Annotated in this window: 19 protein-coding genes and 1 tRNA gene; 8 read left to right on the top strand and 12 right to left on the bottom strand. The window is 75.8% G+C overall.

Features of this window, described 5'->3' with window-relative positions:
- Positions 1–236: 236 nt before the first annotated feature.
- Positions 237–686, bottom strand: a complete 450-nt coding sequence (locus ACFY07_RS17785; protein ID WP_390869504.1) for a hypothetical protein — start codon at positions 684–686, stop codon at positions 237–239.
- A 258-nt stretch (positions 687–944) separates the two neighbouring features.
- Positions 945–2,054, bottom strand: coding sequence for an ABC transporter ATP-binding protein (locus ACFY07_RS17780; protein ID WP_390869502.1), 1,110 nt, complete (start codon positions 2,052–2,054; stop codon positions 945–947).
- A gap of 293 nt (positions 2,055–2,347) precedes the next feature.
- On the opposite strand from ACFY07_RS17780, the gene ACFY07_RS17775 reads away from it, so the two are divergent.
- Positions 2,348–2,421 (top strand) — tRNA-Thr (locus ACFY07_RS17775).
- 551 nt (positions 2,422–2,972) lie between these two features.
- On the opposite strand, the gene ACFY07_RS17770 is transcribed toward ACFY07_RS17775, so the two are convergent.
- A complete protein-coding gene (locus ACFY07_RS17770; protein ID WP_390869501.1) occupies positions 2,973–3,986 on the bottom strand; it encodes a GNAT family N-acetyltransferase in 1,014 nt (337 codons plus the stop codon).
- Complete coding sequence (locus ACFY07_RS17765; protein ID WP_390869500.1) at positions 3,976–4,674, bottom strand: HTTM domain-containing protein; 699 nt, start codon at positions 4,672–4,674, stop codon at positions 3,976–3,978. Before ACFY07_RS17765 ends, ACFY07_RS17770 begins: the two co-directional genes overlap by 11 nt.
- On the opposite strand from ACFY07_RS17765, the gene ACFY07_RS17760 reads away from it, so the two are divergent.
- The gene (locus ACFY07_RS17760; RefSeq protein WP_390869499.1) at positions 4,661–5,527 is read left to right on the top strand and encodes an alpha/beta hydrolase; all 867 of its coding nucleotides are present in this window, start codon (positions 4,661–4,663) and stop codon (positions 5,525–5,527) included. The genes ACFY07_RS17765 and ACFY07_RS17760 overlap by 14 nt on opposite strands.
- Positions 5,528–5,545: 18 nt before the next feature.
- On the opposite strand, the gene ACFY07_RS17755 is transcribed toward ACFY07_RS17760, so the two are convergent.
- The 5 genes from ACFY07_RS17755 to ACFY07_RS17735 form a co-directional block, all read right to left on the bottom strand.
- Positions 5,546–6,571 (bottom strand): GNAT family N-acetyltransferase, encoded by a 1,026-nt coding sequence (locus ACFY07_RS17755; RefSeq protein ID WP_390869498.1) that lies wholly within the window; start codon positions 6,569–6,571, stop codon positions 5,546–5,548.
- A gap of 123 nt (positions 6,572–6,694) precedes the next feature.
- On the bottom strand, positions 6,695–9,382 hold the full coding sequence (locus ACFY07_RS17750) for a polysaccharide deacetylase family protein (protein ID WP_390869497.1): 2,688 nt from the start codon (positions 9,380–9,382) through the stop codon (positions 6,695–6,697).
- Positions 9,383–9,508: 126 nt separating this feature from the next.
- Complete coding sequence (locus ACFY07_RS17745) at positions 9,509–10,045, bottom strand: hypothetical protein (protein WP_390869496.1); 537 nt, start codon at positions 10,043–10,045, stop codon at positions 9,509–9,511.
- Positions 10,046–10,283: 238 nt separating this feature from the next.
- The gene (locus ACFY07_RS17740; protein WP_390869495.1) at positions 10,284–11,195 is read right to left on the bottom strand and encodes a hypothetical protein; all 912 of its coding nucleotides are present in this window, start codon (positions 11,193–11,195) and stop codon (positions 10,284–10,286) included.
- Entirely contained in the window at positions 11,192–11,932 is a 741-nt protein-coding gene (locus ACFY07_RS17735; RefSeq protein ID WP_390869494.1) for an RNA polymerase sigma factor, read from the bottom strand. Before ACFY07_RS17735 ends, ACFY07_RS17740 begins: the two co-directional genes overlap by 4 nt.
- Before the next feature lie 247 nt (positions 11,933–12,179).
- Here ACFY07_RS17735 and ACFY07_RS17730 point away from each other — a divergent pair, with 247 nt between their 5' ends.
- The 3 genes from ACFY07_RS17730 to ACFY07_RS17720 all read left to right on the top strand — a co-directional run bounded on the left by ACFY07_RS17730 (position 12,180) and on the right by ACFY07_RS17720 (position 15,721).
- Positions 12,180–13,589 carry a family 2B encapsulin nanocompartment shell protein gene (locus tag ACFY07_RS17730; protein ID WP_390869493.1) on the top strand — a complete coding sequence of 470 codons (1,410 nt, stop codon included), beginning with the start codon at positions 12,180–12,182 and terminating at the stop codon, positions 13,587–13,589.
- Positions 13,590–13,726: 137 nt separating this feature from the next.
- Positions 13,727–14,767 carry a family 2 encapsulin nanocompartment cargo protein polyprenyl transferase gene (locus ACFY07_RS17725; RefSeq protein WP_390869492.1) on the top strand — a complete coding sequence of 347 codons (1,041 nt, stop codon included), beginning with the start codon at positions 13,727–13,729 and terminating at the stop codon, positions 14,765–14,767.
- Between the two features lie 270 nt (positions 14,768–15,037).
- The gene (locus ACFY07_RS17720) at positions 15,038–15,721 is read left to right on the top strand and encodes a hypothetical protein (RefSeq protein ID WP_390869491.1); all 684 of its coding nucleotides are present in this window, start codon (positions 15,038–15,040) and stop codon (positions 15,719–15,721) included.
- 353 nt (positions 15,722–16,074) lie between these two features.
- Here ACFY07_RS17720 and ACFY07_RS17715 read toward each other — a convergent pair whose 3' ends face one another.
- Positions 16,075–16,650 (bottom strand): TerD family protein, encoded by a 576-nt coding sequence (locus ACFY07_RS17715; protein ID WP_390869490.1) that lies wholly within the window; start codon positions 16,648–16,650, stop codon positions 16,075–16,077.
- A gap of 149 nt (positions 16,651–16,799) precedes the next feature.
- Positions 16,800–17,285: a hypothetical protein gene (locus ACFY07_RS17710; RefSeq protein ID WP_230746973.1), complete on the bottom strand. Its 486-nt coding sequence runs from the start codon at positions 17,283–17,285 to the stop codon at positions 16,800–16,802.
- 219 nt (positions 17,286–17,504) lie between these two features.
- Here ACFY07_RS17710 and arfB point away from each other — a divergent pair, with 219 nt between their 5' ends.
- Entirely contained in the window at positions 17,505–17,942 is a 438-nt protein-coding gene (arfB, locus tag ACFY07_RS17705) for an alternative ribosome rescue aminoacyl-tRNA hydrolase ArfB (protein WP_390869489.1), read from the top strand.
- A gap of 37 nt (positions 17,943–17,979) precedes the next feature.
- Here arfB and ACFY07_RS17700 read toward each other — a convergent pair whose 3' ends face one another.
- On the bottom strand, positions 17,980–18,528 hold the full coding sequence (locus tag ACFY07_RS17700; RefSeq protein WP_230747032.1) for a flavin reductase family protein: 549 nt from the start codon (positions 18,526–18,528) through the stop codon (positions 17,980–17,982).
- Between the two features lie 570 nt (positions 18,529–19,098).
- Here ACFY07_RS17700 and ACFY07_RS17695 point away from each other — a divergent pair.
- Positions 19,099–20,892, top strand: a complete 1,794-nt coding sequence (locus tag ACFY07_RS17695; protein WP_390869488.1) for a diguanylate cyclase domain-containing protein — start codon at positions 19,099–19,101, stop codon at positions 20,890–20,892.
- 441 nt (positions 20,893–21,333) lie between these two features.
- Entirely contained in the window at positions 21,334–22,263 is a 930-nt protein-coding gene (locus tag ACFY07_RS17690) for a carbohydrate-binding protein (RefSeq protein ID WP_390869487.1), read from the top strand.
- The last annotated feature ends 2 nt before the right edge of the window (positions 22,264–22,265 follow it).

The raw sequence follows: 22,265 nt of genomic DNA, 5'->3' as shown, positions 1-22,265 counted from the left end.
GCGGTCCGGCGCCGGTCCCGAGCCCTGCGGAGGTCCGGACCGGCCGCCCGCCGGGGCCCGGAGGACGGCCCGCTGCGGGCTGCGGCGCGGTACGACGGGACGCGACGGGACGCGACGGGACGCGGGGCGACGAGGCGGGTGCGCGGGGTGCAACTCCCGGATGCGCAGGTGCCGGTGCCACGCCGTCACGGCGTGGCACCGGCACCTGCGGGCGGACGGGCGGCCGGACCGGCGCCTCAGTGGCCGCCGGCCACGCCGGCGGCGAAGGAGCCGTCGCAGACCGGGCGGGCGAACGAGCGGGCCTTCCGCACGTTGCCGTGGTACTTGCGGACCGCGGCCCGGCCGAGCGCCTCGGAGAGCGCGGTGCAGTGCGGGGTGAGCGAGGGGTGCCGCCGCATGGAGCGGTCCAGCATCGCCAGGGCGGTCCCCGGGTCGTGCGCCTGGAGCTCGTGCAGCAGGCTGCGCAGCAGGGCCTCCTGCGGGGCGAGCCTCTCTGCGGGCCGGTGCTCGGGGGCGGCGGAGATGCCGATGCTCCCGTCGGCGGCCGCGGCGGCGAGGACCTGCTGCTGACCGGACGACGGCGGAGCCCACGGGACGCGGGTGACAGCCAGGGTGCCGGTCGTCACCAGGACGACCGGCAGCACGAAGGCGATGGTCTTGCCGATGCGGCGTACGAGCTGCTTCACGTCCAGGATCGTAGCGACCGGTGACGTTTGGAAGACGCTGAGTAACACGGATGAGTGACCGTGAACGGGGCTTCCGCTGCGGGGAGTTGACGTCCGGGGCGGCCCGGGGCCGGTGCGCGGGTTCCGTGGGGCTCCCGCGGTGCCCCGCGGGGCGCCGGGCGCCCGCCGCCGGCCCTGGGCCGCCCACAGGGAGGGCCCCGGCGGAGACTCGCTCCGCCGGGGCCCTCCCCGCCGCTCTGCGGGGCCTTTGGCGCGACGTCAGTCGCTGAGGCGCTTGCCGCTGCTGGTGGAGAACACGTGGGTCTCGCCGGCGACGGGGACGACGTGGACCGTCTCGCCCTTCATCGGGATCTGGCGCCCGTGTACGCGGACCACCAGGTCCTTCTCCTCGCCGCCGATCTGCGCCGAGCCGTACACGAAGCCGTCCGCGCCGAGCTCCTCGACCACGTTGACCGTGACCGCGAGGCCCTTGCCGTCCTTGGACGGGCCCTCCGGCGACACGACGGTGAGGTGCTCCGGCCGGACGCCGACGGTGACCGTGCGGTCGCCGGCGTTGGCGGCCTCGGTGACGGCCTCGCGGGAGACGTTGACGATCGCGTCGCCGAACTTCACGCCGCCGTCCACGATCGGCACCTCGACCAGGTTCATCGCCGGGGAGCCGATGAAGCCCGCGACGAAGAGGTTGGCCGGGCGGTCGTACATGTTGCGCGGGCTGTCCACCTGCTGCAGCAGGCCGTCCTTGAGCACCGCGACCCGGTCGCCCATGGTCATGGCCTCGACCTGGTCGTGGGTGACGTACACGGTGGTGATGCCGAGGCGGCGCTGGAGCGAGGCGATCTGGGTGCGGGTGGAGACGCGGAGCTTGGCGTCCAGGTTGGACAGCGGCTCGTCCATGAGGAAGACCTGGGGCTCGCGGACGATCGCCCGGCCCATCGCGACACGCTGCCGCTGGCCGCCGGAGAGCGCCTTCGGCTTGCGGTCCAGGTACTCGGTGAGGTCGAGGATCTTCGCGGCCTCCTCGACCTTCCTGCGGATGTCCGCCTTGTTCACGCCGGCGATCTTCAGGGCGAAGCCCATGTTGTCCGCGACGGTCATGTGCGGGTAGAGCGCGTAGTTCTGGAACACCATGGCGATGTCCCGGTCCTTCGGCGGCAGGTGGGTGACGTCGCGGTCGCCGATGCGGATGGCGCCGCCGTTGACGTCCTCCAGGCCGGCGAGCATGCGCAGCGAGGTCGACTTGCCGCAGCCGGACGGGCCGACCAGGACGAGGAACTCGCCGTCGGCGACCTCGAGGTCCAGCTGGTCGACGGCCGGGCGCTTGCCGCCCGGGTAGATGCGCGTCGCCTTGTCGAACGTGACAGAAGCCATGGTGGACTCCCCTTCACCGGCAGGAACGTGCCGGACGATCCGAGTAAAGGTGGGTGGCCGGAAGCGGTAGTGGTCCAGACCGCTACTCAACCGGTTCACCCGAACCTACCTGGCGTCCCCGCCCTTGTCAGTACCCCGGGGGTCAGATCCGGCGTCTATCCGGTCACATTCAGGACACTTCCCGCCTATCGGCCCGATCCCTGTGCCGTCCCGTCCGATCACCGCCGAGCCCGGCCGACACCCCGGTAGACTGCCCCACGGTGCCGCCGTGGTCCGCTGCGGACGGCAACCGCGCCGCGTTAGCTCAGCTGGCCAGAGCGTCGCTCTTGTAAAGCGAGGGTCGTCGGTTCGAATCCGACACGCGGCTCGGCGATCAAGCCTTTGACCTGCGATTTCAGGATCCGGAGGCGCCATCGACGGCCCCGGACCCCCCGTCCGGGGCCGTCTGCGTGAGCGGACGCTGCACCGGCCGTCTGTCCCGAGCCGGACCCGACGGCATCCCGCGGCCTGTTCGCGCGGGGCACCAGGCGGGAGGCGGCCTTCGCGATGGACCGGTCGACCTCGTCCTGCCGGGCCCGGTGGGCCTTGAGGACGTCGGTGGTCGCGGTGTCGAGAGCGACGGTGCGGCGCCGGCGTTCCACCCGCTCGTCGGTCCAGACGAGCGCCTTCGGGCGCCGACCCGACTCCAGGTCCACGTGCGCGGCCGGGTTGAAGGTGGTCACCTGCTGTTTGATCGCGTCGTTGAGGGCGCTTCGCAGGGTCTCCCTGATGCGCTGGATCGATGCCGGGCCGACGGTCCGCCGGAAGGGCTCCACCCGTGCGACGGACTCCTTGAGCGCCTTCCGGTTCGCCCGGTCCTCCCGTCCCTTCCAGGGGATGCGGGCGAGCGCGTCGATGGCTGCCCGCCGGGCCGCGTCGTCAGGAAGAAAGGGCTGCCTCCAGTGTGTCGAGGCATGCTTCGAGGTCGGCGACGGTCTCGTCGGTGCGGTATCCCACCTGGTGGTTGACCCGGATCATGTGGCCGTTGTCCGAAGCGGTGTTGATCGCCACACGGGTCAGCTCGGGGCGGTCGGCTGTCAGGACCAGCATCATTCGGGCTTTCACGAAACGCCCGAGGCCGCGGCCGCGAAAGGCCGGGAGCACCGCTGTGTCCAGCTGGTATCCGACGGTCGGCCGGGCTGCCGAGACCATCAGCTCCGTCAGCCCCGCCACGGTCCCGGTCTCCTCATGGACTGCTACGACGACGTGCTGTTCGTCGCCCCGTTCCCGCAGCTCTGCCTCGTGGCGGCGCACTCGCTCGACCGTCCATTCCGGGAAGTGAAATTCCGACGCGCCTGTCGGAGCGTCAACGATGGCTGTTCGGGCTCTGGCGTAGGGGGCGACGAGCGACCCGGGTGCAGAACCCGTCCACTGCTCGACCCGGAAACCAGCGGGCGCCGCAACCTGCCACAGCCGCGGGTCGACATCCGGCACGGTGAGGCTCTGCAGGACAAATTCCTGCACCTTGACGAAGCCCAGTGCGAGGGCCCACCGCTCCCCGGCACTGCCGGCCATGACCCCCTGGGCGGCCAGTGCCGTCCGCTGCTCTGCCCGGCAGAGAGGCAGGACCCCTCTCAGGAGCGCGCGGCCGATGCCCTGCCGGTGCTGTACGGGATCGACCCGCACATCGACAAGCGCGAAATCCCGGTTCTCGTGCTCCGGCAGGGTCACCGTGGCGATCCCGACAACGTGCCCGTCGGAACGGGCCGCCCAGAAGCGCTGTGGTCCCATGAGGCATGAGGGGGAGAGCAGTCGGTCGCTGAATGCCTCGTAGGAGGAGAAGGGGCGATCGGGAAAGGCCGTGCGGAAGGCCGCGGAGGACACCTGGTAGCACTCGGCGATCAGCTGCGCGTCGGCAGCGACAGGGGCGAACGGTGCGATTTCAAGAGACATGGAGCGCCCTCTCCTGTTCGGGACGGTGGCCGTGGATCGTGGCAGGTTCCGGGGCCGTGGGCTCGGCCCTGGGCGGTCGAGCGGTTGCGGCGAGCACGGTCGCGATCATCGTCAGCCCGAAACTCATCAGTCCCATAGCCACGGCGATCGCGGAGTGCAGGAGGACGGTGAGCATCAGGGCGCAACGGCGGGCCCTGGGCCCTGGCAGTACGCAGATGCATATGGCGAGTTCCACGACCATGGTCCCCCAGGTGACCACTGTGCTCGGCCATCCCCGTGCCAGAAGACGGACGACGCCCGGCCTCAGGGCGCTCGGGAGACCGAACTCGGGGTCATCCAGCAGGATCGGGACGGCGGTGCCGTTCCGCCAGCTCGGGTACGCCAGCTTCGAGAGCGCGGCTTCGAGATAGACAACGGCGACCTGGCACCGGAGCACCAGCAGCGCCGCGTAGGCGCTGCCCCGATGGGAGGGCGCAATCGGACCGGAGGGCTCCTGCCAGTGCCACGTCCGTGCGTCTCCCAAACAGAGCGGAATGAACAACAGCGTGGCGATCTGAGCGACCTGCTCGCCGCCGTCGGCGGGCGACATACGGGAGGCCGGACTGAATGCGATGTAACAGTGCGGGACGCAGAACCAGCGAGGCTTGAACCCCACGACGACTGTCGTCAGTACCGTGACTGCAATCACCCGGCCGAACGGCTGGGTCTGCGTGCCGTGGGTGGAGGTCGATGCCGGAGGGTACGGACGGGTCCGCACCCGCATCGTCCGCCCCCGCGGGACCACCGGCCCGCTCCCGGTGGTCCTCTACATCCACGGCGCCGGCTGGGTCTTCGGCGACGAGGACACCCACGACCACCTGGTGCGCGAGATCGCCACCGGTGCCGAGGCCGCCGTGGTCCTCCCCGTCTACGACCGGGCCCCCGAGGCGAAGTCCCCCACCCGGATCGAGCAGAACCGGGCGGTGGGCCGGTGGATCACCTCGGAGGGCTCCCGGCACGGCCTGGACCCCTCCCGCATCGCGGTCTGCGGCGACTCGGTCGGCGGCACCATGGCCGCGGTGTTCGCCCTCATGCCCGAGGAGCGGGACGGGATCGACCTGTCCGCGCAGGTCCTGCTCCACCCGGTGACCGACGCGGACTTCGACACCGCGTCCTACCGGCAGTTCGCCGAGGGGCACCACCTCACCCGCGACGCCATGCGCTGGTTCCGGGACCAGCACACCACCGACCCCGCCGAGCGCCGTGAGGCGTACGCCTCACCGCTGCGGGCCACGGCCGAGCAGCTCCGCGGCCTGCCCACCACCGTGGTCATCACCGACGAGGCCGACGTGCTCCGCGACGAGGGCGAGGCGTACGCCGCCACGCTTCGGGAGGCCGGCGTGAACGTCACCGCGCTCCGCGTCCTGGGCATGGTCCACGACTTCCTCATGCTCGACAGCCTCCGCGACTGCCGGGCCGCCGACCTCGCCCGCCACCTGGCCGTCGACAGCCTCCGGAGCACCCTGCGCCCCGTCCGGCAGCCGCACCCCACCGCCGGCTGACCCGGGGCGCGTCCCCGCTCAGGCCTGCGGCAGGGCCTGCCCGGTGCCGGGCGGGCGGCCGTCCCCGGCGGGGAGGAGCTCCTTCTGCTGGGAGACGAAGGTGAGCGCCGCCCGGAAGCCGATCCGCTCGTAGAGGCCGAGGGCGCCGGTCGGCGAGTCGGCGTCCACACCGAGGGAGGCGGTCCGGAACCCCTCGGCCGCCGCCTTCCTGAGCACGTGGACCAGCAGGGCGCCGGCCAGCCCGCGCCTGCGGGCGGTCCGGCGGGTGCCGACCAGGGCGACGTACAGGTCGCGCTTCCCGGTGGCCAGCCGGTGCCCGGCGTGCTCTTCCGCCAGCACGATGGCGAGCGGCTCGCCGCCCTCGTAGGCGATCAGGCTGACGGAGGGCCGGAAGGCGGAGCCGCCGGTGAAGTGGGCCCAGGACTCGGGGGTGGTCTCGGTGGAGCCCCAGTGGTCCCGGAAGGACTCGTTGCGCACGAGGCGCGCGTCCTCCGAGCGCTCCGGCGTGAACGGCAGGAACACGACCCCCTCCGGCACGGACGCCTCCGGCAGCGGGGCGGAGAGGTCGGCCAGGCACATGTCGTGGAACCAGCGCGTCCGGCGGTAGCCGAGCGCCGCGAACAGGGCGTTGGACGCCTCGTGGCCGTCCAGGCAGCTGCCGGTGAGCGTCAGGGGCTGCCCGGGGAACCGCTCCTCGTGCAGGGGGACGGCGGCCGACTCGGCCCAGCGCAGCAGCCGTGTGCCGAGGCCGCGCCCCCGGTACCCGGGGTGCACGCCCCCCATCTGCCAGAACTCGTGCACGGGCTCGGCGGCCGTGCGGGCCTTCATCCAGTGGTAGGCGACCATGCGCCCGCCGTCGAAGGCGGCGAGGCTGCCGCGGGCGGGGTCGACGTACGGGTCGTCGAAGCGCTCGGCCAGTTCCTGTGCGTCGGGGTGCTCGTTCTCCCGGTCCGCCGCCTCCACCGCCTCCAGCAGCTCCAGCCACGCGGGCACGTCGGAGCGGCCGATCGGCCGCCAGGTGGGATTTGCCGCCTCAGCACTCATGGACCGGAGTCTGCGCCCGTCCTCCGGAGGGGCGCAACGCATTTCCCCGCGCGGGGCCGGCGCGCCCGGCGGGTGTGCCTGCCCGCTCCCCGGATCCGCCGAGCCGGGGAGCGGACAGGGGTCTCAGTGGCCGCCGCCCCAGGACTGCGGCGGGTTCGGCTGCCGGTCCCGTGCCCGGTCGACGGGGGCCGCGACGAAGTGGCCGGCCTCGGCCTCCCGGGCGGACCTGGCCTCCTCGTACCAGGCGTCGGCGAGCGCGGTGGGCGCGCCGGGCTGCGGTCCGCCCGGCTGCCCCGGCGCGTACTGCGCCGGGGCGTACTGCAGTGCCGGCGGGTGCGGCTCCGCGTACTGCTGCGGTGCGTGCCCGGGCTCGGCGTACTGCGGCGGTGCGTACCGGGGCTCGGCGTACTGCGCCGGTGCGTACCGCGGGTCCGCGTCCTGCGGCGCCGGGTGGTGCTGCACCGCGTGGTGCTGCGACGGGTACCCCTGCGGCACGTGCTGCTGCGGCACGTACGGTGCGGGCAGGTGGGGGGCGGGCGCGTGAGGGGCGGGCGCGTGAGGGGCGGGCAGGTGGGGCGCGGCGTACCCGGCGTACCCGGCGTACTCCGGGGCCGCAGGAGCCGGGAGCCCGGGCAGGGCCGGCAGGGCCGGCAGGGCCGGGGCGTCCGCGGGGCCGTCCTGCGGTGTCCCGGGGGCCGGGACCTGGAGGCTGCCGTACCGCTCCATGCGCTGCCAGCGCAGCCGGGTGCCGGCGACGGCGGTGAAGACCGACTGGATGACCACCAGGTACATCAGCTGCCGGTAGACGAACTGCTGCAGCGGCAGGCTCCACAGCGCGCCCGGCCGCTCGTGGTCCAGGTGGAAGGCGTACCGGCCCATCACCAGCTGCAGGGCCAGGAACGCCAGCCACAGCCCGGCGATGTGCAGCGGGTCGAGGAAGACCAGCCCGTAGACGGCGAAGACGTCGACGACCGGGGCGAGCAGGGGCAGCAGCACCTGGAAGAGCATCAGGTAGCCGAGCCCGCGCCGCCCGAGACGGCCCGCGGGGCCGCGCTGGACCAGCGCCCGGCGGTGCTTCCACATGGCCTGGAGGGTGCCGTAGCACCAGCGGTAGCGCTGCTTCCACAGGGCGCCGAGCGAGGCGGGGGCCTCGGTCCAGGCCTTGGCCCGCTCCTCGTAGACGACCCGCCAGCCGTCGCGGCACAGGGCCATGGTGAGGTCGGTGTCCTCGGCGAGGGTGGTGTCGCTGACGCCGCCGACGCCCAGCAGCGCCTCCCGGCGGAAGCCGCCGACGGCGCCGGGCACGGTCGGCATGCACTCGGCGAGGTCGAAGAGCCGCCGGTCGAGGTTGAAGCCGACGACGTACTCGATGTGCTGCCAGCGGCCCAGCAGCCCGCCGCGGTTGGCGACCTTGGCGTTTCCGGAGACGGCGCCGACGCCGGGGTCGGCGAACGGCTGCACCAGCATCCGGACGGCGTCCGGCTCGAAGACGGTGTCGCCGTCGACCATGACGAGGAGTTCGCAGGAGGCCTCGGCGATGCCGGTGTTGAGGGCGGCGGGCTTCCCCGCGTTCTCCTGCCGGATGACGCGCACGCCCGGCAGGCCGAGCGACTCCACCAGGTCCGCCGTGCCGTCCGTGGAGCCGTCGTCGACGACGATCACCTCCACGGGGTGGTCGGAGGCGAGCAGGGAGCGCACGGCGGCCTCGATGCCCGCGCTCTCGTTGTAGGCGGGGACGATGACGCTGACCGGCTCGGTGACCGGCGGCCCCCAGGGCTCGTCGCGCAGGCGGGCGTGCCGGCGGGCGGCCGCCACCACGGCGACGGCCCGGAGCACGCTGAGCGCCCCCGCGGCCCAGAGCAGCCAGGAGACGGCGGTGAGCATCCAGTCGCTGAGCTGCAGGGCGCGGATCAGGGCCAGCCCCTGCCAGTGGTCGCGGGCGCCGGCGGTCCGCACCGGGTCGGTGAGGCCGGCCGCGTCGCTGACGGTGGTGACGCGGAAGCCGCGGTGCTGCAGGCGGGGGAGCAGGGTGTCCAGGGCGGCCACCGTCTGCGAGCGGTCGCCGCCCGCGTCGTGCATGAGCAGGACCTGGCCGGCGGCGCCCCGGGGGGTGGAGTTCGCGATGATGCGGGCCGTGCCGGGCCGCCGCCAGTCCTCGCTGTCCAGGGTGGTGAGGACCGTGAGGTAGCCCTCGCGGCCCGCCTGGCGGACGGCCTGCCACGCGTCGTCGTCGAGCGCCTCGTTGGTGGAGGAGTACGGCGGGCGCAGCAGCGGGGTGGTGACGCCCGCGGCCCCGGCGACGGTCAGCTGGGCCTCGCGCAGCTCCAGCGAGCGGCGCCACGGGGAGGCCCCGCCCAGGTCGGGGTGGGTGAAGGTGTGCACGCCGAGCTGGTGGCCCTCCGCGGTGATCCGGCGCACCAGGTCGGGGTGGGCGGCGGCCTCGGTGCCGACCACGAAGAAGGTGGCGTGGACGTGGTGGCGGCGCAGCACGTCGAGGACGCGCGGCGTCCACGTCGGGTCCGGCCCGTCGTCGAAGGTCAGCGCGATCGTGCGGGGCCGCGGCCGGACGGTGCGGGAGCCGTCCGCCGCGACGACCGGGCCGCCGTGCAGGACCTGCGGGGGGACCTGCCCGGCGGGGCCCTGGGCGCGGGGGGCCCCGTCGGCCCTGCCGTCGAACATGTGCTGGGTGTAGCCCTGGAGCAGCAGGGCCGCCGTGAGGGTCACCAGCAGGACGCCGAGCAGCAGCCAGTGCGTGCGCAGCGGGACGTCGCGCAGGGTGCTGCGGCGGCGGCTGCGCCTGGAGTCGGTCACGGGCAGGCCCTCCACGGGCTTCTGGTGCGGGATGCGGGATGCGGGCTTCGGGGCGGCGCTGCGGGCTCGGGTGCTCGGGTGCTCGGGTGCTCGGGTGCTCGGGTGCGGGTGCTCGGGTGCGGGTGCTCAGGGGTGGGCGGGCTTGCGGGTCGCGCCGGGTGCCGTGCTGGAGCGGCCGTGGGAGGTCGGGCTCGGTGCCGCCGGTGACGGCGCCGGGGCGGCGGTGGAGGTGGCGGTGGCCGGCGCGGGCCGGGGGGAGGCCGCACCGGTGCGCGTCGTCGTCACGGGGGCGGGCCGCGCGGACGCGGCGGCGCCCGCACCGGTGGCACCGGTCCCGGCGGGCGCGGCCGGGCGCACGGTGGCGGACCGGCGGGGACCCTGGGTGCGTGTGGGTTCCGCGGACGGGGCCGAGTCCACGGTGGCGTGCCGGACCGGCTGCCGGGGCGGTGCGGGCAGCAGCGGGGTGTCGACGGTGGGGCCGCCGAGCACGGTGCTCGCCAGCAGGGCGACGTAGGCGGCGGCGGGGACCGCCAGGAGGCGGCCCAGGCGGCTGACGCGGCGTCTGCGGCGGCCGGAGGCGTCGACGAAGACCGGCGCTGCCGGGGGCGCGCCGTACGCGGGGCCGGCGCCGTGGGGGAGGGGCGCCGTTTCGTCGTTCACCATCGGAATCCTGCTGCTCGGCGGATCGGGGACGCCCGGGTCGGGCGGTGGTGCGGGTCGGGCTGGTGCCGGTCGGCCGGGGCGGTGCGGGTGCTGAGGCGGGACGGGCGGCGTACGGGGGGAGTCCGCCGCCCGTCCCCGGCCCCGGAGGGCCTGGCGGCCGCCGCACCGTGGTGCGGTCCGCCTCCGGGCGGTCGCGGCAAGGGGGAGTGCCCGCGCCGCCCGGGTCCTGGGGGGGTGTTCAGCCCGGGGGACCTCCCGGGCCGGCCGTGCCGTGGTCGGCGGCACCGGTCGCGGTACCGGCCGTGCGGGACGGCCGGGCGGTGTCCGCGGGCCTGCCGCCGGGGCCGTGGGTCCCCTGGCCGCCGCCGGCCCCTCCCTGGGAGGGTGCGGCCGCGCCCGGGGTGTGCCCGCTGCGGTTCGGGGTTTTGGACGGGTGGTTCCCCGGCCGTGCCTCCGGCGGCGCCGAGGGGCCGCCGGACAGGACGGCCGCGCAGTAGGCGGCGACGTTCCCGGTGCCGCCCGCCGCCCGGACCAGGCCGGCGAACGCCGGACCGCCCGGCGTCGCGCCGCCGGCACCGGCGGCCGCCGCGGTCCACCTGCGGCACTGGCCCCTGCGCACGGGGTCGTCGCCCTCCGCGCCCGCGGTGCGCCGCGGCTGCCCGGCGGTGCCGCCGGACGCCGGTGCGCCGCCGGAGGGCCCGGCCTGCCCGCCGCCGGGGGCGGCCGTGCCGGCGCTGCCGGACGCGGACGCGGCGGGGCGGGGCCCGTCCGCGTGCCCGTCGTGCCGCAGGCCGGGGAGGTGGCCGGTCCCCGCCGCCACGGCGACGCCGCCGAGGGCGGTGGCGGCGAGTGCCGCCGCGAGGGCCCTCGCCCCGAACCGCCGCACCGGCCGCGGGAGCGCCGCGGTGCTGCGCGGGGACCGCTGCCGGGACTCCTGCGGGGACTCCTGCGGGGCGGGGTTGCGGCGGGCCTCCCGGAACGCGGCCATGGCGGCCCGCTCGCCGGGCAGTTCGCCGTCGGCCGCGGGGGCGGCAGCGGCGGCGAGCAGCCGGGCGAGGGCGTCGTGGCCGGCGTCGGGACCGGTGGGACGGCCGTCGAGCAGGTCCTCGGCGGTCCTCCGGTCCATCCTGCGGGGTCGGTGGCTCCTCATCTCATGTCCTTCAGCGTCGGCGCCTGCTTCCGTGTCACACCCGCGCGGGATTTTCTTCGGACTTTTTTCGCCGCCTCCTCCGGGGCGGGGGGTTCCGCCCGGTCACCGGCGCCGTCCCCGGGCGTCCCCAGCAGGGCGGCGAGCCTGCGCAGCCCCCGGTGGGCGGCCGTCCGCACGGCCCCGGGGCGCTTGCCGAGCACCCGGGCGGCGGTCTCCGCGTCCAGGTCCACCACCACGCGGAGCAGGACGGCCTCGGCCTGGTCGCGCGGCAGCCGCGCGATGAGGGCGACCGCCTCCGAGGCGGCCGCCGAGTCGAGGACCGCCCCCGCGGTGTCGTCCCGCGCGGGGAGGCCGTCCAGGTACTCGACGGGCAGGCCGGTGCGGGGGCGCCGCTGCCGGCTGCGGAGGTGGTCCAGCGCCCGGTTGCGGGCGACGGTCGCGACCCAGCCGCGGAAGCCGTCGGAGTCGCCGCGGAACCTCCCCAGGTCGCGCGCCACCTGCAGCCACGCCTCGGACGCGACGTCCTCGGCGTCCTCGCCGACCAGCGTCCGCAGGTAGCGCAGCAGCCCGGGCTGCAGGGCCCGGAACAGCGTCCGGAACGCCTCCTCGTCGCCCTCCCGGGCCGCCTCCACCGCGGCCGTGAGATCCGCCGGCTCCGGCCGCCTGGCCCCGGTCGGGTGTCTCTCCCCCGCGGCGGCGCCGGGCTCGCCTCCGCCGTTGTCCTCTGCTCTCAGCACCGCCACATGATGCGCCATCGGGGTGACGGGATCCGGGCGGGCGGCCGTCCTCCGGGCCGCCCGGGGCCGGTCGGCGGGCGGCGGCGACCGGAGTGCCCCGCCGAGTCCGTGAAGAGGCCTCCGTCACCTTTGACGACAGTATGGTGATCTTTCGCATGATGCACCCGTACGTGTGATGGTTTGTGGCCGATCGAGCGGTCACGATGGACGCGCAGGCCAACATCATTCGTTCCGGGGAGGGCATTGCATGTCGGTCGAGACGGCTTCGGGTGCGGCGGTTCACGACGAGCAGCCGCAGCTGAGCCTGAGTACGGCGGCGGCCAGGAACCTGGCGTCGACCACCAAGTCCGTTCCGCAGATGCAGGAGATCAGCTCCCGCTGGCTGCTGCGGATGCTGCCGTGGACGCAGGTGTCCGGCGGCACCTACCGGGTGAACCGCCGGCTGAGCTACACCGTGGGCGACGGCCGGATGACGTTCGTGCAGACCGGCGCCCAGGTCCAGGTGGTGCCCGCCGAACTCGGCGAGCTGCCCGTCCTGCGCGGCTTCGGGGACGCCGGGGTGCTCCGCGAGCTGGCCGGGCGGTTCGAGCAGCACGAGGTCCAGCCGGGCGAGGTGCTGGCGGAGGCCGGCCGCCTGGTGGACCGGGTCGTCCTCATCGCGCACGGCAAGGTCGCCAAGTCCGGCGTCGGCGCCTACGGCGAGGAGACCGCCCTCGGGGTGCTCGCCGACGGCGACCACTTCGGCGGCCACGTGCTGGACGGCGCCGACGAGCGCTGGGCGTACACCGCCACCGCCGCCACCCCCTGCACCGTGCTGACGCTCCCGCGGGCCGAGCTCGCCGCGCTGGCCGAGCGCTCGCCGGAGCTGCGGGCCCACCTCGCGGAGGCGGCCGCCGACCGGCCCGCCCGCAACACCTACGGCGAGTCGGCCATCGCCATGGCCGCCGGCCACCACGGCGAGGTGCAGCTGCCCGGCACCTTCGTCGACTACGAGCCGTCGCCCCGCGAGTACGAGCTGAGCGTGGCCCAGACCGTGCTGCGCGTGCACACCCGCGTCGCCGACCTCTACAACCACCCCCACGACCAGGTCGGGCAGCAGCTGCGGCTGACCGTCGAGGCGCTGCGCGAGCGGCAGGAGCACGAGCTGGTCAACAACCCGGAGTTCGGCCTCCTCCACAACGCCGACTACGGGCAGCGGATCCAGCCGCACGCGGGGCCGCCCACGCCGGACGACATGGACGAGCTGCTCTCCCGCCGCCGCGGCTCCCGCTTCTTCCTCGCCCACCCGCGCGCCATCGCCGCCTTCGGCCGGGAGTGCAGCCGCCGCGGCCTCTACCCCGGCAACGTCGAGGTGCAGGGCCAGATGGTGCCCTCCTGGCGCGGCGTGCCCATCCTGCCCTGCAACAAGATCCCGGTCAGCGAGGCCCGGACCAGCTCCGTCCTGGTGCTCCGCACCGGCGAGGACGACCAGGGCGTGATCGGCCTCCACCAGACCGGCATCCCCGACGAGTACGAGCCGGGCCTCTCGGTGCGCTTCATGGGGATCAACGACCAGGCCGTCATCTCCTACCTGGTCAGCGCCTACTACTCGGCCGCCGTCCTCGTCCCGGACGCGCTCGGCGTCCTGGAGAACGTCCAGGTCGCCCACCGCGACTGAGGCGTCCGCCGGAGCCGCGGCGGCACCCCCGCCGCGGCCCCGGCCCCCTCCGCCGACCGCAGCGCACCCGCCACCCCAACGCCGCGCCCGCGCGCGGAGACCCACCGCCGCGCCGCAGCGCGGAGAGAGGGACGGACATGGCAAGCCCCGTGCTGGACCGTGAGAGCGACGAGGCCTCGGAGGTGCTCGCCCGCACCCGGCGGGCGGTGGACCCGGCGCTGCGCGCCGCGGTGGACTCCCTGCCCGCCGCCATGCGGCGGATCGCCGCCTACCACTTCGGCTGGCAGGAGGCCGACGGCACGCCCGCCTCCGGCGACGCCGGCAAGGCCGTCCGGCCCGCCCTGGTCCTGGCCGCCGCCAGGGCCCTCGGCGGGCCGCCGGGGGCCGCGGTCACCGCGGCCGCCGCCGTCGAACTGGTCCACAACTTCACGCTGCTCCACGACGACGTCATCGACCGCGACCCCACCCGCCGCCACCGGCCCACCGCCTGGTCGGTGTTCGGCTCCGCCGACGCCGTCCTCACCGGCGACGCCCTGCACGCCCTGGCGCTGCGCCTGCTGGCCCGCGACCCCCACCCCGCCGCCGCCGAGGCCGCCGCCCGGCTCGCCGACTGCGTCGTCGAGCTCTGCGAGGGCCAGCACGCGGACTGCGCCTTCGAGCAGCGCTCCGACGTCACCCTGGAGGAGTGCCTGGCCATGGCCGAGGCCAAGACCGGCGCGCTCCTCGGCTGCGCCTGCGCCGTCGGCGCCCTGTACGCCGGGGCCGGTCCCGACGCCGCGGACGCCCTCGACGCCTTCGGCCGCCGTACCGGCCTCGCCTTCCAGCTCATCGACGACCTCATCGGGATCTGGGGCGACCCGGAGACCACCGGCAAGCCGGTCGGCGCCGACCTCGCCGCACGCAAGAAGTCGCTGCCGGTCGTCGCCGCCCTGCGGTCCGGCACCCCCGCGGCGGACGAGCTGGCCGCCCTCTACGCCGCCGGACGGCCGCTGGGCGAGGCCGAGCTGCGCCGGGCCGCCGCCGCCGTCGACCGGGCCGGGGGCCGCGACTGGGCCCAGGCCCAGGCGTGCGACCGGATGGCCGCTGCGGTGGACCACCTGGCCCGGGCCGTCCCCGACCCGGCGGACGCGGGCGACCTGCTCGTCCTCGCCGAACTGGTCACCCGCCGGAACCGCTGACCGGTCGCAACCGCTGACCGGTCGGAACCGCTGACCGGTCGGAACCGCTGACCGGTCGGGGCCGCCGACCGGTCGGGGCCGCCGACCGGCAGCGGGGATCCACGGACCGCCGCGGCCGCCGCGTCGCCCGGGCCCCGCCGTACGACCGCCGCGCCGCGTCGCGGGGCCGAGGCCGCCGCGCCGCGGGGCGGCACGGCGGGCGGAGGTGCCCGGGCGGCGGCCGGGGCCGCTGTCCGAGCGGGTGTCCGAGGCGGCTGGCACAGTGGAGCCATGCCGGAGGAAGAGCGCGGCGCGGTGGAGCGCCTGGTCCTGGTGGACGTCGAGCTGGCGGGCCAGTTCGACCTGGTGGAGGGACGTCTGCTGGCGCCCCTGGCCGAGTCGGGGGCGGTGCCCGGCGGCCGGCCCGGTCCGGCCGCGGCGTGCCCGGCGGCCGCACCGGCCGCCGCGCTGGGGGCGCTGCGGCGGCTGCGCGGGGTCGTGTCCGAGGCGGTGGACCGCGGCCCCCGGGTGTGGGCGCCCAACGGTCGCTGGGAGCACGCCGGCCTGCGCCTGGTGCGGCTCCCGGTGGACGACGTGGACCTGCTGTACGCGGTCCTGCGGGAGCTGTCCGCGGCCCTCGCCGCCCCGGACGCGGAGGGCGGCCCGGGCGCCGGGCGTCCCCGGGGCAGCGCCGGCGGCGGGACCGGGCACGGCGGTCCGGGCCCGCTGCTGGACGAGCTGGCGGCCGCCGCGGGGGAGACCCCCGCGGCGCTGGTCGGCGCCCTGGCCAGGGTGCTGGCCGCCGTCGACCTGGTGCCGGACGCCGACACCGCGCTGCTGGCCCGCGCCCTGCGGGCGGCGGACCGCGGGGACGTGCGGCTCACCGCGGACGAGGAGGAGGCGTGGCAGCGTCTCGCCCACCGGGTGACCATGGTGCTCACCGAGTCGGTGCCGCTGCACCGCTTCCTGGGCTGAGACGGCGGAGGCCCCCGGCCGGAGCGGCCCGGGGGGTACGCGGGGCTGCCCCTGGACAGGGCGGTCAGCCCCGCGAGCACGGGGGGAGTCCGCGAGTACGGGGGAGCCGGCCGTGAGGTCGGCGTCCCGCAGCGGGGTGAGCGCGACCCGGACGGGGTCCGCCGGTACGGGCGGGTCCGCCGGTGCCGGCAGGTCCGGCGTGGCCGGACCGGGCACGGCTGCCCGGGGCGCAGCGGGCCGGGGCGTGCCGGGAGCGAGGACGCCGGCCGTACCGCCGACCGTACCGCCGGTGGGAGGCCGCACGCGGCCTCCCACCGGCGGACGGGCGGGCGTGGGCCCGCCCGGATCCCGGATCAGACGTTGACGCCGAAGTCCTGGGCGATGCCGCTCAGGCCGGAGGCGTAGCCCTGGCCGATGGCGCGGAACTTCCACTCGGCGCCGTTGCGGTAGAGCTCGCCGAAGATCATGGCGGTCTCGGTGGCGGCGTCCTCGGAGAGGTCGTAGCGGGCGATCTCGGCCCCGCCCGCGGCGTTCAGCACGCGGATGTAGGCGTTGCGGACCTGGCCGAAGCTCTGCCCGCGGTTGACCGCGTCGTAGATGGAGACGGGGAAGGTGATCCGCTCGACCTCGGGCGGCAGTGCGGACAGGTTGACGTTGATCTGCTCGTCGTCGCCCGCGCCCTCGCCGGTGCGGTTGTCGCCGGTGTGGACGACGGTGCCGTCCGGCGTCTGGCGGTTGTTGAAGAAGACGAAGTGGCCGTCGGAGACGACCTTGCCGGAGCCGTTGAGCACGATGGCGCTGGCGTCGAGGTCGAAGTCGGTCCCGGTGGTGGTGCGGATGTCCCAGCCCAGGCCGACGGTGACCGCGGTCAGACCCGGGGCCTCCTTGGTCAGCGAGACGTTGCCGCCCTTGGACAGGCTCACAGGCATGGTGGGTGGTGTCCCTTCCTCGTCGTTCCCCGGTCGCGCGGCGTCCGGGCCGTGGCGTGTGCGGCGCTGCCGCCGGACACGCTACTGCGGTCGTGCGGTGTCGAGGGGTGTAACGCGGCGGGGGGCGGGACCGGTTCCTGGGTGTCCTCTCAGACCCGGGGGAAGCGGGACTGCAGGGACCACACGGCGGGGTTGTCCGCGAGGCCGGGGTGCATGTCGACCAGGTCGGCCAGCACGTCCTGGAGGAAGTCGCGCGCCTCCCGGCGCAGGTCCGCGTGGCGCACGGCGGCGGGAGGGCCGTCTACCCAGTCCGCCCGGATCTCGACCCAGCCGAAGCGGCGGGCGAAGCGCAGCAGCTCGGCGGACTCGGTGAAGTCCAGCTCCGCGGTGCGGACGGTGGCGCTGCGGCTGCCCGCGGGGTCCCGGTCGAGCAGGTCGGCGATGTCGCAGAGAGCCCAGGCGAAGTCGAGCACCGGGACCCAGCCCCAGGCGGTGGAGAGGTCCAGGCCGTCGGCCTCCAGGTGGACGTCGCCGCAGAACAGGTCGCGCCGCAGCGTGCGGACGTCGGCGCTGCGGTAGTCGGTCTGGGGCGGGTCGGGGAAGCGGGGGGACAGCGAGTAGCCGAGGTCGATCACCCGTCCATTCTCGCGGGCGGCGGCACGGGCCGTGGCACGGGTGGACGGGCGGGGCGCCCCGCCGCCCGGCTGCCCGGCCGCTCCGGCGGCCGGCCGCACGCCCGCACGCCCGCACGCCCGCACGCCCGCACGTCCGGGCGCCGAGTGGACCGGGGAGCCGCGCGCACCGGGCGGCCGCCGCGCGATAACCGCGTGACCGGGCGCGGCCGCCGCGGGATCATGGGGGGCATGCCTGAGCCCATCCGCGTGCGGGGTTCGGTGGTCGTCCCCGACGCCGAGCTCCAGTGGCGCTTCTCACGCTCGTCCGGTCCCGGCGGGCAGCACGTCAACACCTCCGACAGCCAGGTGGAGCTGCGCTGGGACCTCGCCGCCTCGGCCGCCCTGCCGCCGGTGCTCAGGGAGCGCGCCCTGGAGCGGCTGGCCGGACGGCTGGTGGAGGGCCGGTACGTCGTCGTGCGGGCCTCCGAGCACCGCTCGCAGTGGCGCAACCGCGAGGCGGCCGCCGCCCGGCTGGGGGCGCTGCTCGCGGAGGCGACCGCGCCGCCGCCGAAGGCGCGGCGGGCCACCCGGCCCAGCCGGGGCATGGTGGAGCGCAGGCTGGAGAACAAGCGCCGCCGCTCGGAGGTCAAGCGCGGCCGCAGCGGCTGGAGCGAGTAGACGGGCCGGGGCCGGCGCCCCGGAGGGAGGCCCCGGGTCAGCCCAGGGTGCGGTAGTCGCCGCGGAAGTACAGCAGCGGCCGGGCGTCCGGCGCGGGGACCTGCGCGGTCAGCACGCGCCCGATCAGCAGGGTGTGGTCGCCGGCGGCCACCCGCTGCTCGGTGGCGCACTCGACCGTGGCGAGCGCCCCGTCGACCAGGGGTGCGCCGCTGGCCTCGCCGCGCCGGTGGCCGGTGTCGGCGAACAGCAGCCGGTCGCTGATCCGGCCCTTCATGGCGAACCGGGAGGCGACCTTCCGGTGCCCGTCGTCCAGCACCGACACGGCCCAGCGGTCGACCCGGGAGAGCAGTTCGTCCATCCGGGAGTCCTCGCGGACCGACACCAGCACCAGCGGCGGCTCCAGGGAGACCGACAGGAACGCGGTGGCGGTCATGCCCACGTCCTCCCCGCGGGGGCCGTCCTCGGGGTCGTGGGCGGTCAGCAGCACCACGCCGGCCGCCAGCCGGGAGAGCGCGGCCCGGAACTCGTCGGGCGTGGCCTCCCGCGCGCCGGTGCGGGGGCGGGGGTCTCCCGGCTGCTGCGTCACCCCTCCAGGATGGCGGGCCTGGGGGGCCGCGGGGTCGGGGGCGGTGGCGTCCTGGGTGCTCTGCGGGGCGTTGTACACCTCTGGCACGGTAGTCGGCGGCGCTCGCCTGCCGCATCGGGCCCCGGTCGTAGGACCCCGGCCCGGGGCGCGGGACCGCCGGACGGGACCGCCGGGCCGGGACCGCCGGAGGAGGGTGTCGAAGGGGGCCGGGAAGATCCCGTGAAGGGCCGGGGGAGACTCGGGGAAATCGGGGAGGGTACGGGTCCGAGCGCCCGTTCCTCGCTTCCGGGGGTGAACGCGGGCGGCCCGCGGGGCGGCCCGCGCGTTCAGTTCCTGGAGCCGGGCGCCGGCGGAGGGGAGGTGCGGCATCGGGGTTCCGGGGGCGCCCTGCCGGGGCGGGACGTTGCGGATGCCCGCCGGTGATGTGATTTGGGTCACAAGTGACCGTCTATCGCTGACCGAGCGTGCCGGTCGATGTGCTCCCTGTGATTCAGTTCTTCTGGCAATTGGACGATAACCATTCAAGAAGCAACCAACGCGCTAGCAGTCGAGGACTCGGGGAGACCCCGCATGGAAGCCGAGTCGGAGCCCTATGTCCGCTTGGCGACCCTTCGCACCTTGCACAGGGTCGTGGCGGACCTCAACGCTGCCCGGAGCCTGGCCGGGACCCTGCAGGCCGTCGTCGAGGGCGCGGTCAGCGGCATGGGGTTCGACGCGGCGGCCGTCAGCCTGGTGCGCCCCGACGGCGACCTCGTCATCGCGGCGGTGTGGGAGCTGCAGGAGACCGGGTGCGGCGGTCCCGGGGTGCTCCTCGGCCAGGTCGGCTCCCGCGAGTCCTGGGAGCGGCTGCTCAACGTCGGCGAGCACTGGGGCACGCTCCGCTTCGTCCCGTACGACCGCGGCTGGGCCATCGCCCCCGACATCCCCAGCTGGACCGGCGACGGCCCGATGCCGCGCGACGAGACCGACTGGCACCCCGCCGACGTGCTGCTCGCCCCCATGTACAGCCCGGGCGGGGAGCTGCTCGGCGTGCTCTCGGTGGACCGGCCGCGCAACGGCAAGCGGCCGGGCGCGTGGACCCGCGAGGCCCTGGAGATGTTCTCCCTCCAGGCGTCCATCGCCATCGGCAACGCTCGTCTACGCGCGGAGATGCAGCGGGCGCTCGCCCGCCTGGAGAAGGAGCAGCAGGCCCTGCGGGCCAGCGAGGAGAGCTTCCGCCAGGCCTTCGAGTACGCCCCCAGCGGCATGGCCATCACCGAGCTCCACGGCCTGCAGCGCGGCAAGCTCTCCCGCGTCAACGACGCCCTGTGCCGCCTCCTCGGCCGCCCGCGCGCCGTCCTGCGGCGGCAGAGCTTCGCCGACCTCGTCCACCCCGAGGACCGCGCCCTGCTGGACCGGACCAGCGCCGAGGGCGGCCGCGCCGAGCTGCGGCTCTCCCGGCGCGACGGCAGCTACCTCTGGGTCTGCCTGCGCAACTCCGTCGTCGCCGACGCCTCCGAGGGGCCCCGCTTCCTCCTCACCCACGTCGAGGACATCGAGGACCGCAAGCGCCACGAGCTCCAGCTCGCCCACCGGGCCAGCCACGACGCCCTCACCGGCCTGCCCAACGGCGCCGAGCTGCGCACCCGCCTCAGCCTCCGGCTCTGCACCCTCCCGCAGGGCCCCGGCGGCGCGGCGGCGTCCGGGACGGCCGCCCTCGGCGGTGCGAACGTCCCCCTCGGCGACAGCCTGGGCGCCGCCCTCGGCCTGGCGCCGGGGCCCGACCTGGAGGCCGCCCTCGGCGCCGACCTGGCCGTGCACGGCTACGGCGTGCCCGACGGCTACGGCCCGCAGGTCCTGGGCTCCCCCTACGGCTACGACCACGTCCACGCGGTCGTCCCGGACGCCGCCGCCCCGGACGCGCCGCAGCCCGGCGCCCCCGCCAAGGGCCTGGCGGTCATCTTCTGCGACCTGGACGGCTTCAAGTCCATCAACGACCGGTTCGGCCACAACGCCGGCGACGCGGTGCTGGTGGAGGTCGCCCGGAGGCTGCAGCACGTGGTCCGGGAGGGCGACACGGTGGCCCGGCTCGGCGGCGACGAGTTCGTGGTGCTCGCCGACAACATCGGGCGCGACGAGGCGAAGGACCTCGCCGGCCGGCTGCGCACGGCCGTCATCCCGCCGATGCGGATCGACGGGCGGGCCATGCGGGTCGGCGTGAGCCTCGGTATCGGCTGGGCGGGCTGCGGGATGTCCATCGAGGAGGTCCTGCACACCGCCGACGAGCTGATGTACGTGGAGAAGCGCTCCCGCGGCGGCTCCTCGCGGGGCGCCCGCGGACCGCAGCACGGCGGCGGCCCGCGCTCCCACCGGCGCGCGGGCTGACGGTCCGCCACCGGGCCCCGGGGCCGCCGGTCCTCCCCGGGCCGCCCGGGGCCGACGCGTCCGCCGCGGGCCCCGCCGCCGGGCGCGGCGGAGGGCCGCGCGCGCCCCGCGCGCGCCCCGCGCGCGCCCCGCGCGCGGCCCCGGGCGGCGGTGCACCCGGCCGCGGTCCCGGCGCCGGACGGGCGCCGGACGGGCGCCGGACGGGCGCCGCGGCACCGTTCGTGCTCGTCACCCGTCCGGGGTAAGGTGCCACGGGTACGGGTGTCCTATGTCTCGACTCGCGGCCGTGCGCCGCGGACACGAATCGATCATGTGCTCAGACCTGCCGCCTCGACCGTCCGCCCTCCGGCCGCACACGTCCCCGCTTCCGGGTGAACCGTGCGGCCCCGGCGCGCGTCCTCATGGTGGCCAGGCCTACCGCAGTGGGGAGTTGACGACCGCATGACGGCCGGCAGCAATGGAGTGCCCGAGGACGACGACCCGTTCGCCTACCTCTACCGCCCGGCGGGCGGCGGCGGTGCGGGCCAGGAGGGCGTGGCCGCCAACGCGGCGACCGCCGTCCAGCAGCCAGGCGTCCCCCGCACGTCCTACGCCCACCCGACCCAGGTGGGCCGTACCCAGTACGGCCAGCGGCCGCCGCAGCAGCCCGCCTACGGCCAGACCGTGCCCCCCCAGCACACCCCCTACGCCCAGCACTCCCGGCCGCAGCCGGGCGGCGACGGCCACGGCGGCCGTGCGGCGGCGCGGGGCGGTGCGGGCGGGCGCAGCCGGGCGGTGCTCCTCGGCGCGGTCGCGGTGGCGGCCGCCGTCGCGGTCGGCGTGACCGTCGCCTTCATGGACGGCGACGACGACAAGAACGCCAAGGCGGGCCCGGCGACCCAGGCCTCCCCGTCCACCGCGTCCTCCGCCCCGGCCTCGCCGAGCGCGCCGGCGTCGCCGGCCGCCTCCACCGACCCGGTGGTGGACGCCTCCGCGCTCCAGGTGCAGAACGGCGGGCAGGCGTCCGACGTCAAGGGGGCGAAGTCCTCCGACGGGGCGTACGTGGTGCTCCAGCAGGGGACCACCCTCACCTGGACCCTCCAGGCGCCAGCGGACGGCCCGCAGTCCCTCTGGGTGCACTACAGCAACGCGGCCGGCGACGCCCAGGCCGCCGTGACCGTGAACGGCAGGCCGCACACCGGCGGCATCGGCCTCAGGAACTACGCGCACCAGAAGGACGCGGCCCACTCCTGGGTCTCGTCCTACGTCTACCCGGACCTCCAGCCGGGGGCGAACACCGTGGTCATCACCTGCGACAACCCGGCCTGCGCCGGGATCCTGGTGGACCGTGTGGCGCTCACCCCCCGGTCCGTCCAGAAGTTCCCGGGCTGACG

Origin of the sequence: Streptomyces sp. NPDC001380 (assembly GCF_042895785.1) — a bacterium.
Taxonomy (GTDB): Bacteria; Actinomycetota; Actinomycetes; order Streptomycetales; family Streptomycetaceae; genus Peterkaempfera.
The sequence above is the reverse complement of the archived record's forward strand: the minus strand, read 5'-3'. Positions and strand labels throughout refer to the sequence as shown.